The sequence below is a fragment of the uncultured Chitinophaga sp. genome (assembly GCF_937898475.1).
Lineage (GTDB): Bacteria > Bacteroidota > Bacteroidia > Chitinophagales > Chitinophagaceae > Chitinophaga.
In genome coordinates this window covers 116690-129643 of record NZ_CALEJS010000019.1, presented here as the reverse complement: position 1 = coordinate 129643, position 12954 = coordinate 116690, and the positions used below count along the sequence as shown (strand labels likewise).

Below are 12954 nucleotides of genomic sequence, written 5' to 3'. Positions count from 1 at the left end.
GTTTAAGCCCTTGTTGAATAATTTTACGATGGATCAATGCTATTATTCCACTGACCATGAACAGGCGCTTATTGTTTGTTTGCTTACTGCTTTGCTGTAGTTATTACGGTATGGCACAAAGCGGCAATACCAACTCAACCAGGATTTCCGGCAAAGCAGTAGATGCTGCTACCAACAAGCCGGTAGAATTTGCTTCCGTTGTGCTGCTGCACAAACCCGATTCCAGCGTAGCATACGGCATGTATACTGCCGCTAACGGTAATTTCAGCTTTGATGCGGTAAAGCCCGGTAACTATGTACTGCGCATTACCTTCATGGGCTATGATAAAATGGAGAAAGACCTGAGCGTAACGGCAGGCAAAGCCTCGCTGGCAGTAGGTGCACTGCGCATGCACGCCGGTGGCAAAGTTCTATCTACCGTTGAAGTGAAAGCAGAGAAACCCACCTTCTCCATGCAGATAGACCGGCAGGTATTTGACGCCGGCAGCCTGGTTACGGCAGACGGAGGAACGGGAACGGATATACTGAAGAATATCCCCAGCGTGGAAGTGGATATAGATGATAATATATCGCTGCGCGGTAAAAGCGTTACCATTTATGTAGATGGCAAGCCCTCTCCTTTTGGCGATGCTAAAACAGCGCTGCAGATGATTCCCGCAGAAACCATTGACCGCGTGGAAGTGATCAACAACCCCTCTGCCAAATTTGAAGCGCAGGGCGGCGGCGGTATCATCAACATCGTCCTGAAGAAAGATAAAGCCATTGGCTATAACGTGATGGTGAACGGCGGCGTGGCTACCCGCGGACAGGTGAACGGCGGCGCGAACGCCAGTCTCCGGCTGCGCAAGTTCAACTTCTTCGCCAATTACTACGGCCGCTATGGCAGACAGACAGGCAGCGGTTTCAGCAACCGGCAGAACCTGGTGCCCGACAGTTCCAACACCTCCTACTTCACACAGGTAAACCGCAGCCGTAACAGTGACCGCTCTCACGGCGGCAGACTGGGACTGGATTATTATCTCGATGAGCATAACACCATCACCATCTCTGAAGGCATCAACTTCAACAGTGGCGATAATGAAAATCATATCCTGCTGAACTACCTGGATGCAGCGCGGCAATCCCTCCGCTCCGGCAACCGTAACAACAGCGGCAATTATTTCAACCCGAACAATAATACCAACCTGCACTACCGTCATACCACCAATAAAAAGAACGAGGAACTGACCGCTTACATCAGCTACAGCAACAACAAAGGCAATAATAACAGCCAGTACTATACGCTGTATGAAAAACCGGGCAGCGGCGCAGAGAACCCCGACCAGCAGCACAACACCGGGCGCAGTCACAACCAGTTCTGGAATGTACAGACAGACTACACCACGCCGCTGGGAGAAAAGGGCAAGCTGGAAGCGGGCTTTAAAGGTACCTCCCAGCAAAACGAGAACGACTATATTGCCATGCTGTATAACTGGGACACGCAGCAGTATGAACAAAGTGAGCAGCTGTCCAACACTTATGAGTACAGACAGGATGTATACGCGGGTTACGGTAACCTGGCCGGCTCGCTGGGCAACCTGGGCTACCAGGTGGGCGTAAGGGTGGAGCAGGCGCATCTGAAGGGGTATTCTTTCAGCCAGGACACTTCTGTAGACAATAAATTCTTCAATGTATTCCCGAGCGTGTTCCTGAAGTATAACCTGCCCAATAACGAGAACCAGAGCCTGATCGTGAACTATGCCACCAGGGTGGACCGGCCCAATTTTAACGACCTGCTGCCCTACACCAATAACTCAGACCCGCAGAACCTGAGAATGGGCAACCCGGAACTGCAGCCGTCTATTACCCATAAGTTTGAGCTGAATTATTCGCGCTACTTCCCGGATTCAAGGGACTTCCTGAACACCGGCTTCTACTATTCCCAGGCCAATGACGATATAGACCGTATCAGCACCCTGGACACCACTACCGGCGTTACCACTACCAGGCCCATGAACCTGGCCACTGACCAGGACTGGGGAGGTAATATCACCTACCAGCTGCACATCTTCCGCTGGTGGGATGTAACCAGCAACCTGAACCTGGAGTACAGCCGGCTGACCGGTCCGGATAATGTGCCCAGCCTCTCTAACGAGTACCTGACCTATGGCCTGAATGTGAACAGCAACCTGCGGTTACCCGCACGTATCAATGTGCAGCTGCAGGGTCATTACCGCTCGCCCCGGGTACTGCCCCAGGGCACTTTCAAGGCCATGAACGGTATGGACCTGGGCATCCGTAAGGAAATGCTGAAGAATAATGCCCTGGCGGTTTCCCTGAACGTGTCAGACATCCTCAATACACAGCAGTTCAGCCAGCATTACGAAACGGAGGCCTTCATCCAGGATTACGACCGTAAACGTACTACGCGCTTCATCCGCCTGAACCTGCGCTACCGCTTTGGCAAAATGGACCCGAATATGTTCAGGAAGAAAAGGAATAGCGGAGAAGAAGAAGAAGGAGCGCCGCTGAAAGAGAGTGAGAGATCGCAACAACTGTGAGAATAGCTGTTAGCTGTTAGCGGCTAACAGCTAACAGCTATTTACGATTTCTTGCCCGTAAGCATGGGCACAAAAGAAAAGTTGTCAAAGGTTTCCTGTTCGTATTCGTCTTCCCCTTTTTTGGTGATACGCAGCATGCGCTGTACCTCCTGGGCGCCAACGGGAATGACCATCATCCCGCCTATTTTCATTTGTTTCAGTAATTTCTCCGGGATCTGGGGGGCGGCGGCGGTAACCAGCACCTTATCAAAGGGGGCAAAGGTAGGCAGGCCCTCGTATCCATCACCGTAAAAGAAACGGATGGTAGGGTAACGGGATTTAAAAGGGAACTGCTTTACCAGGTCAAACAGCTTTTTCTGCCGTTCAATGGTGAACACATTGGCTTTAAGCTCTCCCAGTACGCAAGCCTGGTAGGCACTGCCAGTGCCTATTTCAAGTATCTTTTCGAAAGGCTTTACCTCGAGCAGCTGCGTCTGATAGGCTACCGTATAGGGCTGGGAAATGGTCTGATCCTCCCCTATAGGGAAAGCCCTGTCTTCATAAGCGATGCTCTCAAAAGCCGTATCCAGGAAATAATGCCTTGGGATGTTGTTGATGGCCGCTAATACATTTTCGTCTGTTATACCTTTCTGCCGGATGCTATCTACCAATTGTTTGCGTAATCCTTTTTGCTTATAGGAATCTTCGTACCGCCTCATAGGCGCAAAATTAACCAATACCCCCAATTTTCAATGATATGTGGAATACTTGTTTTTACTAACATTAGGAGGATGAGACCACAGGAAATACGTTTTTTACTCTTTATATTTGACCACAAATAATTTAGGACCATGGATACTATTATTGAAAACAAAGTAAAGCAATGGCTGACTGGCGGGTTTGATGCGGAGACAGTGGCAGCCGTAGAGCAACTGCAGCAAGGCAATCCCGATGAGCTGGCCGACGCCTTTTACCGTAACCTGGAGTTTGGTACCGGTGGGCTGCGCGGCATCATGGGGGTAGGAACCAACCGTATGAACAAATACACCGTGGGGATGGCCACCCAGGGATTTGCCAACTACCTGAAACAGGCTTTCTCCGGAGAAATAAAGATCGCCATTGCCCACGACAGCCGTAATAACAGCCGGTTCTTTGCTGAAGTAACGGCCAATGTGATGGCCGCCAATGGTATCAAAGTGTTCCTGTTTGAGAGCCTCCGCCCCACCCCGCAGCTGTCTTTCACCATCCGCCACCTGAAATGCCAGGGTGGTATAGTGCTGACGGCCTCCCATAACCCCAAAGAATACAATGGCTACAAGGCTTACTGGGAAGACGGCGGACAGCTGGTACCCCCGCACGATAAAAATGTGATCAGGGAGGTAGAGAAGATCTCCTCTATCGACGAAGTAAAGTGGAGCGGTGGCGAGGCCAACATCACTCTTATCGGCAAAAACGAGGATGAAGCCTACCTGCAGGTACTCAAGGGGCTGTCTATAAACCCGGATGTGATCGCTGCCCAGCACGATATGAAGATCGTTTACACCCCTATTCACGGTACCGGCATTACCCTGGTGCCCGAGATACTGAAACGTTTTGGCTTTACCAATGTGCATGTGGTGGAAGAACAGGCTACACCCGACGGTAATTTCCCTACCGTGGTGTATCCCAACCCGGAAGAAGCCGAAGCTATGAGCATCGGCCTTAAAAAGGCAAAAGAACTGGACGCCGCCCTGCTGCTGGGTACCGACCCCGACTCAGATCGTGTAGGCATTGCGGTGAAAGACATCAAAGGAGAATGGACACTGCTGAACGGTAACCAGACCGCCGTACTGCTGTTCAATTATATTATAGAAGGCCGCAAAAAGAAAGGCCTGGCAGGCCCTACCGACTTTGTAGGCAAAACCATTGTAACCTCTGACCTGATCGACGTATTTGCCGCGCAGAACGGCGTGAACTGCTATAACGTACTGACCGGCTTCAAATGGATAGCAGACATGATCCGCCTGAAAGAAGGCAAGGAAAAATTCATCTGCGGCGGTGAAGAATCTTACGGCTACATGATCGGTGATAATGTACGCGATAAAGACGCGGTGGCCTCCGTAGCCATGATCTCTGAAATGGCCGCTTATGCCCGTAATGAAGGCCGTTCATTATACGAGCAGCTGATAGACATTTACGTGAAGTACGGCTTCTATAAGGAACAGCTCATTTCCATTACCAAGAAAGGTATGAAAGGCGCCGAAGAGATCGCAGAAATGATGCGCGGCTATCGCGAAGCGCCACCCACTACCATCAACGGTTCCAAAGTGGTGAAGCTGTATGATTACGAGCTGCAGCAGGCAAAAGACCTGGCAACAGGCAAGACGGAGCCGATTGAGCTGCCGCGTTCCAACGTACTGCAGTTCATCCTGGAAGACGGCAGTAAGATATCTGCACGGCCCTCCGGTACAGAGCCGAAGATCAAATTCTACTTCAGTGTACGGCAGCCGCTGGCAGACAAAAAGGATTTTGACAAGGTGAATGCACTGCTGGATGAGCGTATACAGGCAATCATCAAAGACATGAAACTTAAGTGAGTCTGGAAGGTTTGAAAGTTTAAAGGCGTCCCCAACGGGCTGGCGGCTTTCAAACTTTCAGACCTTCAAACTTTTAAACCAGGTATGCTTCGCGTATTTGTTCGTCTACCATCACCATTTCCTGCAGGGTGGTAGCGAGGGAGAAGCCAACAAAATCTACTGACAGTGGGAAGGATTTATGCTTCCGGTCTACCAGTACTGCAGTCTGTATCTTTTTAGGCAGGTATTGCAGGAAGGGTTTGAGGGCATAGAGCATGGTTCTGCCCGAGTTAGCCACATCATCTATTAATACCACTACTTTACCGGTAATATCAATTGTTTCGGAGAGGGTCACCTCCAGGGGGTGCTGTTTGTCCAGCCGCAGCTCTACTATACGGATATCAAAAGACGCGATCTCTTTCAGGATAGCGGCAATTTTATGGGTGAGGATGAGGCCCCTGTCCCATATGCCTACCAGTATCAGTTCGGTTTCCCCGCTGTTATGTTCGTAGATCTCATAAGCGATACGCTTCAGTTTCTTTTGTATGATATCTTCTGTGAGGATCACGTTTTTGGTACTCATATAATAGCTTTAGAGGTTGTAAAAGTAGTAAATTTTGGAGGTATGAAAGTTTGAGGGTTTGAATGTTTAAAGGTGTCCCGAACGAGCTGGCGACCTTCAAACGTTCAAATCCTCAAACCATTAAACTTTCAATAAAAATTGCCGGTATTGCAATAAACTGTAAATTAGAAAGTCAAATCTGATATATGCATATTGTACAGCAGCTTTTATTTGTTATTGCATTTGCAGCAGCCGTATACCTGTTTGCCCGGAAGGCCGGGGAGATCAGGCGAAATATACTGTTGGGGCGGGACTTTACGCCCTATGGCACCCCTGCCGAACGCTGGCGGAATGTATTGCTGCTGGCTTTCGGTCAGCAGAAAATGTTTCGTAAGCCGCTGGTAGCCGTACTGCATTTTTTCGTATATGCGGGCTTCATCATCATTAACCTGGAGATCCTGGAGATCATCCTGGATGGGGTGCTGGGCACGCATCGCCTGTTCACTCCCCTGCTGGGCGTATTGTATCCTGTATTGATAGGCTGTTTTGAGGTACTGGCCGTACTGGTGATCCTGGGATGCGCCATCTTCCTGATCCGCCGCAATATCCTGAAACTAAAGCGATTTATGGGCCGCGACCTGGATGGCTGGCCCCGTTCAGACGCCAATTATATACTGATCACGGAGATTGTGCTGATGCTGCTGTTCCTTACCATGAACACGGCAGACCAGGTATTGCAAACACGTGGAGCGGATCATTATATGGCCACCGGTAATTTCTGGATCTCCGGTCTGCTGACGCCACTGGTTGACGGTTTTTCCACCGGCGGACTGGTAGCCCTGGAAAGGACCTGCTGGTGGCTCCATATATTGGGTGTGCTGGCTTTCCTGAACTACCTGCCCTATTCCAAACACCTGCATATTGTACTGGCTTTCCCCAACACTTATTATACAGATGTACGGCCCTGGGGCAAGATGGAGAACATGCCTGCCGTACAGAAAGAAGTACAGCTGATGCTGCAGCCTGAACTGGCTGCCAGTGAACCGCCATCAGATACGGTGCCTAAATTCGGCGCCAAAGATATACCGGATCTTACCTGGAAGAACCTGCTGGATGCTTACAGCTGTACGGAATGCGGACGCTGCACAGCTGCCTGTCCGGCGAACATCACCGGCAAAAAGCTCTCTCCCCGCAAGATCATGATGGACACGCGCGACCGGGCAGAGGAAATAGGCAACAACATCAAAAAGAACGGCAGTTTCCAGGATGACGGCAAAGCCCTGCTGCGCGATTATATTTCTGAGGAAGAGCTGCGTGCCTGTACATCCTGCAATGCCTGTGTACAGGAGTGCCCGGTGGCCATCAATCCCCTGCACATTATCCTGCAGCTGCGCAGGCACCTGGTGATGGAAGAGTCCAGCGCGCCGGCAGAATGGAATATGATGTTCAGCAATATTGAGAATAACATGGCGCCCTGGAAATTCTCTCCTGACGACCGGGATAAATGGGCCCTGGAAAACTGAAACCCGTAAATACTGCAAACAAAGACTATGACTATAAAAACCATGGCAGAATACGCCGCCGGAGGCGAATCACCGGAGGTTCTCTTCTGGGTGGGCTGCGCTGGCAGTTTTGATCAGCGGGCACAAAAGATCACCAAAGCATTTGCCACTATCCTGGAGAAGGCGGGTATCCGCTTTGCCATACTGGGAAAGGAAGAAAGCTGCACCGGGGATCCTGCACGCAGGGCCGGTAATGAATTCATTTTCCAGATGATGGCCCAGAATAATATCCAGGTGCTGAATGGCTATGGCGTAAAAAAGATCGTAACTGCCTGTCCGCACTGCTTTAATATCATGCGTAACGAATACCCTGAACTGGGTGGCCATTACGAAGTGATACACCATACCACCTTTCTGCAACAGCTGATAGACGAAGGCAAAATAAGGCTGCTGGAAGGCGGCAGCTTCAAAGGAAAGAAGATCACCTATCATGATTCCTGCTACCTGGGCAGGGCCAATAATATATATGAAGCGCCCCGCAAAGTGCTGGAAGCCCTGGACGCCGAACTGGTAGAAATGAAACGCTGCCGCAGCAATGGCCTGTGCTGTGGCGCAGGCGGCGCACAGATGTTCAAGGAAGAAGAAAAAGGTACCACCCGCGTTAACTTTGAACGCGGCCGCGAAGCGGTGGACACCGGGGCTTCCGTAATAGCGGCCAACTGCCCTTTCTGTATGACCATGCTGACAGACGGCGTAAAGGAAGCAGGGAAGGAAGAAAGCGTACAGGTACTGGACATTGCGGAGATCATTGCCAGGCAGCTGGGCGATTAATGTGAATATTGTAATTTTGTGGTATGATAACAAAAGAAGTAAAACAATTATTACCTGCTGACTTTTCACCATCGTCACGGGTATGGATATATCAGTCTAACCGCCCTTTCAACGAGCGGGAAACCATTGAGATCAATGAGCAATTAGACCAGTTTGCCAGCCAGTGGCTGTCGCACGGCGACCGTGTACAGGGTTGGGCAAAACTCCTTTTCAACCAGGTGATCGTAGTGATGGCAGACGAGAGCGCTACCGGCGTAAGCGGTTGCAGTACAGATAGTTCCGTACGCATCATCAAAAGCATTGAAAGGCAGTATGAAGTGAATCTTTTTGACCGCCTGCTGCTGGGCTTTGTAGTGAACGACAAGATACAGCTGCTGCCTTTGGCCCAGTTAGGTTATGCCTTTGAAAAAGGCTTTATCAATGAAGACACCCTGTACCTGAACAATACCGTACTTACCAAAGCGGATATGGAACAGCAGTGGCTCATCCCGGTAAAAGACAGCTGGGTGATGAAGAAGTTGCAGACGGCTTAGTTTGGTACAGTGAAATTTTTTATATTGCGACCGGTTTAGACCTTTGGGAATAAACCGGTTATAAGCGGAAATAGCTCATTTGGTAGAGCGACGGCTTCCCAAGCCGTAGGTGGCGGGTTCGAGCCCCGTTTTCCGCTCAGAGATTACAGCCTGCGCCCTTCCCGTGACAGGTTGCTTGTTTGTTGATAATATGAACCTCAAAGAGCACCAAAACATCTTTCCATTTAACTCCAATGACAAAATATCGGCTATTTCTTGATGAAAGCGGTAATCACGGACTGACAGAGATTAATGAGGACTTTCCAATCTTTTTGTTATGTGGAGTAATAATTGGAGAGGACCGCTACGAGGCGCTAAGGCAAAGCATAAATGATCTCAAAAACCGGTTCTGGTCAAACATCAACGTGATATTGCACTCAAGGGATATAAGGAAGTGTGACAAGGAATTTAGTATTCTTTTTGACCTGGAGATTAAGCAGGAATTTTACGAAAAGATAAACCAGATAGTGGTGAATAACGACTATAAGATAATCGCCACTGTTATCCGGAAAGATAAGTTTATTGAGCGGTATGGACGATTGTCGAATGACGTGTATGAAATTTGCCTGTCTTTTATTATAGAACGGGCAATATTCTTTCTGGATGATATAAAAGGTCTCAAGGAACTCGAGATAGTCATTGAAAAGAGAGGTAAAAAAGAAGACAAGCAACTGGATGAGCATTTTCAGCGTTTACTGGCCAGGGGAACGCACTATGTAAGCAGGGAAAGGCTTGCAGCGTATAATACCAGTATAGTTTTTAAAGCGAAAAAGGAAAATATTAATGGCCTGCAGCTGGCGGATCTTGTCGCTTATCCTATAGCACAGCATGTTATTGCACCGGATAGGCCTAATCCCGCGTTTGACGTGCTGAAAGACAAATTTTACAGTAAGAACAACAGGAGATATGGGCTGAAGGAATTTCCATAAAAATATAAAGCCAGGCTCAACACCTGGCTTCATACCGAGCGGGGACACCCCGGTCCAATTTCTTTATCTATCAAGATAGACACCGCAAAGGTACAAAAAGCTATAAACATTAGCAAAATATTTAGCTAAAGAGGGATCACTATGTATATAGCCCCCTCGCTGACATTCTGTCATTTTTCCATTTATTTTATTACTTTTGCTCTTCTAAATTTTGAGATAAGGAATGTTGGAACAGGTTACCAAAGTGCATGATGAGAGCCGTCAGGGCGAAGCTTTCGCCGCTGAACAGGGCAATGATCAGGTATACAACAAGAAATTCTATATAGAGAGCTATGGTTGCCAGATGAACTTCAACGATAGCGAGATCGTAGCTTCCATACTGAACCAGGAAGGTTTTGGCGCCACCCGTAACTACGAGGAGGCCGACCTGGTGCTGCTGAATACCTGCTCCATCCGCGAAAAGGCGGAGCAGACCGTACGCAAGCGGCTGCAGGAGTTCCGCAAGATCAAGCAGAGCAACCCCGGTATGCTGGTAGGCGTGCTGGGTTGTATGGCAGAACGCCTGAAGGCCAAGCTGCTGGAAGAAGAAAAGCTGGTAGACCTGGTAATAGGCCCTGATGCCTACCGTACCCTGCCCGCCCTGATAGAAGAGGCTGAAACCGGCCAGAAAGCCGTAAACGTATTGCTGAGCCGTGAAGAAACCTATGCCGATATTAACCCGGTAAGGCTGGACAGCAACGGCGTAACAGCGTTTGTATCTATCATGCGCGGCTGTAACAACATGTGCACGTTCTGCGTGGTGCCCTTTACCCGTGGCAGGGAACGCAGCCGTGATCCTTATTCCATTATACAGGAAGCAGCCGCCCTCTTTAACAACGGCTACCGCGAAGTGACACTGCTGGGACAGAATGTGGACTCCTACTACTGGGTAGGCCCCTCTCCCAACGGCGGTCAGGATGAGATCATCACCTTTGCCGGGCTGCTTGAAAGGGTGGCGCTCATCAGTCCCCTGTTACGCGTACGTTTCAGCACCTCCCATCCCAAGGATATTACCGATGAGGTTCTATTCACGATGGCGAAGTATGAGAACATCTGCAATTATATTCACCTGCCCGTACAAAGCGGCAGCACCCGCATATTGCAGCTCATGAACCGTACCTATACAAGGGAATGGTATATGAAAAAAGTGGACCGTATACGTGAAATATTACCGGACTGCGGCCTTTCTACTGATATTATTACCGGTTTCTGCACAGAAACGGAAGAAGACCACCAGGAAACACTGAGCATGATGGAATATGCAAAGTACGACCTGGCTTATATGTTCTTTTATTCAGAACGCCCCGGCACACTGGCAGCACGCCGCTACCAGGATGATGTTCCGGAGGAGGTGAAAAAGAGAAGACTGACGGAAGTGGTGGAACTGCACCGCCGCCAGGCCCTCGAAAGCATGCAGCAGGATGTTGGCAAAACGTTCAAAGTACTGATAGAGGGCACTTCCAAACGCTCAGAAAATGACCTTTTTGGAAGAAATGACCAGAATAAGGTGATCGTTTTTCCGAAAGAACAATATCAGAAGGGAGAGTACGTCTATGTGAAGGTGGAAGATTGTACGGCTGCTACTTTAATAGGTAAGGTAGTTTTAAACCATTAAGCTGGAGGTTAGGTTATGGAGATACAATCCATTAAGAACAGATTTGGCATTATCGGAAATTCACCTGCATTAAACTATGCCCTGCAGGTAGCTGCTCAGGTTGCGAATACAGACCTGACAGTGATGATCTTCGGAGAAAGCGGTGTTGGTAAGGAGGTATTTTCCACGATCATCCATGCATTAAGCGCACGTAAACACAACCCGTTCATTGCGGTGAACTGCGGCGCCATCCCCGAAGGTACCATTGATTCAGAGCTCTTCGGCCATGAAAAAGGCTCATTTACCGGCGCGGTAGACAGCCGCAAAGGCTATTTTGAGACCGTTAACGGCGGCACCATTTTCCTGGACGAGATCGGGGAAATGCCCATGGGCACTCAGGCCCGCCTGCTGCGTGTGCTGGAGACCGGCGAGTTTATCAGGGTAGGTTCTTCCAAAGTACAGAAAACAGATGTACGCGTAATTGGCGCTACCAACCGCGACCTGCTGGAACATACCCAGCATGGCAAATTCCGTGAGGACCTGTACTACCGTCTCAATACAGTGCCCATCCGGGTACCCGCGCTGCGCGACAGGAAGGAGGATATTCCCCTGCTGTTCCGCAAATTCTGTATCGACTTCTCAGAACGTTATAAAACCCCTTCCATCCAGCTGGATGAAGAAGCCCGCAACCTGCTGGTGAATTACACCTGGCCGGGTAACGTTCGTGAGCTCAAGAATATGGCAGAACAGGTATCGGTACTGGCGCAGGACAAGCTGGTATCTGCCCAGGAGCTGAAACGTTTCCTGCCAGACGTTCCCCATGCATCGCGTTTACCCATGCTGGCGGCGCCACAGCAGAACACCAGTGATTTTGCCAGCGAAAGGGATATCCTGTACAAGCTCTTTTTCGATATGAAAAAGGATGTAACGGAACTGAAAAAAATGTTCTTCGACATCCTGCAGAACCCCGGCATGGCACACAACGCCCACTTCGAGGAAAATGACCATCATGAAGTACTCCATGGCTTCAGCCAGGCGGAGCCTGCCACCATGCATGGCAACGTATTGGCATCACCGCAGCATATCATCCTGCCGGAGCATAATATAGACCATCACGAGGAAGTGGAGGAAACCCTTTCCATTGCCGATAAGGAAAAAGAGCTGATCGTTAAAGCCCTTAAAAAACACAAGGGAAAGAGAAAGGATGCCGCCCTGGACCTGGGTATTTCAGAAAGGACCCTTTACCGTAAATTGAAGGAATATAACATCGGGGATTGATGTTACATTTGCACCGGGGGATCCGATTATTCACTATTCACCACACGACAATGATCAGATTATTGACAGGAACGATAGCCGCAGCAGTGCTTCTGGCACTGGGCGGATGCAGTGTAAAATATTCCGCTTCCGGAGCCAGTATAGACCAGGGAGCCAGAACCGTGAATATTCGCTTTGTAGAGAACAGGGCACCTATTGTTAACCCGACGCTGGCACAGCGGGTAACAGAAAGGCTGCGCCTGAAAGTACAATCGCAGACCAAACTGACCCAGGTGAACGATGAAGGCGCTGATTATGAGTTCAAATCAACCGTTACCGGCTATACCGTTTCCAATGCCGCTGTAACGAATGTAGACCAGGCCGCCACCTCCCGTCTGACCGTTACCGTCAACGTGGTATTCGTGAAACGGGTGGGTGATAAAAAAGGCTGGACCCAGCCCTTCTCCCAGTCTGCCGACTTCCCCGCCAACCAGGTGATCAGTGCAGTAGAGAACAGGCTGCTGGATGAGACCATTCTCCCCCAGCTGACAGACGCTATTTTCAACCGCGCATTTGCAAACTGGTAACAACCAC

Annotated in this window: 11 protein-coding genes and 1 tRNA gene; 10 read left to right on the top strand and 2 right to left on the bottom strand. The window is 49.6% G+C overall.

Going from position 1 to position 12954, the window contains the following annotated elements:
* The first annotated feature begins 56 nt into the window (after nt 1–56).
* The gene (locus tag Q0577_RS14915) at nt 57–2540 is read left to right on the top strand and encodes an outer membrane beta-barrel protein (protein WP_298737583.1); all 2484 of its coding nucleotides are present in this window, start codon (nt 57–59) and stop codon (nt 2538–2540) included.
* Nucleotides 2541–2581: 41 nt separating this feature from the next.
* On the opposite strand, the gene Q0577_RS14910 is transcribed toward Q0577_RS14915, so the two are convergent.
* Entirely contained in the window at nt 2582–3238 is a 657-nt protein-coding gene (locus tag Q0577_RS14910) for a protein-L-isoaspartate(D-aspartate) O-methyltransferase (RefSeq protein ID WP_298737581.1), read from the bottom strand.
* A gap of 132 nt (nt 3239–3370) precedes the next feature.
* Between Q0577_RS14910 and Q0577_RS14905 the strand changes: the two genes are divergently transcribed.
* On the top strand, nt 3371–5095 hold the full coding sequence (locus Q0577_RS14905) for a phospho-sugar mutase (RefSeq protein ID WP_298737580.1): 1725 nt from the start codon (nt 3371–3373) through the stop codon (nt 5093–5095).
* Between the two features lie 73 nt (nt 5096–5168).
* On the opposite strand, the gene Q0577_RS14900 is transcribed toward Q0577_RS14905, so the two are convergent.
* On the bottom strand, nt 5169–5657 hold the full coding sequence (locus tag Q0577_RS14900; RefSeq protein WP_298737578.1) for a phosphoribosyltransferase family protein: 489 nt from the start codon (nt 5655–5657) through the stop codon (nt 5169–5171).
* Between the two features lie 185 nt (nt 5658–5842).
* Here Q0577_RS14900 and Q0577_RS14895 point away from each other — a divergent pair, with 185 nt between their 5' ends.
* The 8 genes from Q0577_RS14895 to lptE all read left to right on the top strand — a co-directional run bounded on the left by Q0577_RS14895 (nt 5843) and on the right by lptE (nt 12947).
* Complete coding sequence (locus Q0577_RS14895) at nt 5843–7159, top strand: (Fe-S)-binding protein (protein WP_298737576.1); 1317 nt, start codon at nt 5843–5845, stop codon at nt 7157–7159.
* 27 nt (nt 7160–7186) lie between these two features.
* Nucleotides 7187–7969, top strand: coding sequence for a (Fe-S)-binding protein (locus Q0577_RS14890; RefSeq protein ID WP_298737574.1), 783 nt, complete (start codon nt 7187–7189; stop codon nt 7967–7969).
* A gap of 23 nt (nt 7970–7992) precedes the next feature.
* Nucleotides 7993–8502, top strand: a complete 510-nt coding sequence (locus Q0577_RS14885) for a hypothetical protein (RefSeq protein WP_298737572.1) — start codon at nt 7993–7995, stop codon at nt 8500–8502.
* A 64-nt stretch (nt 8503–8566) separates the two neighbouring features.
* A tRNA-Gly gene (locus Q0577_RS14880) sits at nt 8567–8639 on the top strand.
* Between the two features lie 96 nt (nt 8640–8735).
* Entirely contained in the window at nt 8736–9470 is a 735-nt protein-coding gene (locus Q0577_RS14875) for a DUF3800 domain-containing protein (RefSeq protein WP_298737570.1), read from the top strand.
* Between the two features lie 223 nt (nt 9471–9693).
* Nucleotides 9694–11124, top strand: coding sequence for a tRNA (N6-isopentenyl adenosine(37)-C2)-methylthiotransferase MiaB (gene miaB / locus Q0577_RS14870; RefSeq protein ID WP_298737568.1), 1431 nt, complete (start codon nt 9694–9696; stop codon nt 11122–11124).
* A 15-nt stretch (nt 11125–11139) separates the two neighbouring features.
* Complete coding sequence (locus tag Q0577_RS14865) at nt 11140–12381, top strand: sigma-54 dependent transcriptional regulator (protein WP_298737567.1); 1242 nt, start codon at nt 11140–11142, stop codon at nt 12379–12381.
* Between the two features lie 50 nt (nt 12382–12431).
* Nucleotides 12432–12947 (top strand): LPS assembly lipoprotein LptE, encoded by a 516-nt coding sequence (gene lptE, locus Q0577_RS14860; RefSeq protein ID WP_298737566.1) that lies wholly within the window; start codon nt 12432–12434, stop codon nt 12945–12947.
* Nucleotides 12948–12954: the final 7 nt, after the last annotated feature.

What these genes read in the sequence shown, in the direction of transcription:
- Q0577_RS14915 (WP_298737583.1), top strand. Translation starts at nt 57, where the DNA reads ATGAACAGGCGCTTATTGTTTGTTTGCTTACTGCTTTGCTGTAGTTAT.
- Q0577_RS14910 (WP_298737581.1), bottom strand. Translation starts at nt 3,238, where the DNA reads ATGAGGCGGTACGAAGATTCCTATAAGCAAAAAGGATTACGCAAACAA.
- Q0577_RS14905 (WP_298737580.1), top strand. Translation starts at nt 3,371, where the DNA reads ATGGATACTATTATTGAAAACAAAGTAAAGCAATGGCTGACTGGCGGG.
- Q0577_RS14900 (WP_298737578.1), bottom strand. Translation starts at nt 5,657, where the DNA reads ATGAGTACCAAAAACGTGATCCTCACAGAAGATATCATACAAAAGAAA.
- Q0577_RS14895 (WP_298737576.1), top strand. Translation starts at nt 5,843, where the DNA reads ATGCATATTGTACAGCAGCTTTTATTTGTTATTGCATTTGCAGCAGCC.
- Q0577_RS14890 (WP_298737574.1), top strand. Translation starts at nt 7,187, where the DNA reads ATGACTATAAAAACCATGGCAGAATACGCCGCCGGAGGCGAATCACCG.
- Q0577_RS14885 (WP_298737572.1), top strand. Translation starts at nt 7,993, where the DNA reads ATGATAACAAAAGAAGTAAAACAATTATTACCTGCTGACTTTTCACCA.
- Q0577_RS14875 (WP_298737570.1), top strand. Translation starts at nt 8,736, where the DNA reads ATGACAAAATATCGGCTATTTCTTGATGAAAGCGGTAATCACGGACTG.
- miaB (WP_298737568.1), top strand. Translation starts at nt 9,694, where the DNA reads ATGTTGGAACAGGTTACCAAAGTGCATGATGAGAGCCGTCAGGGCGAA.
- Q0577_RS14865 (WP_298737567.1), top strand. Translation starts at nt 11,140, where the DNA reads ATGGAGATACAATCCATTAAGAACAGATTTGGCATTATCGGAAATTCA.
- lptE (WP_298737566.1), top strand. Translation starts at nt 12,432, where the DNA reads ATGATCAGATTATTGACAGGAACGATAGCCGCAGCAGTGCTTCTGGCA.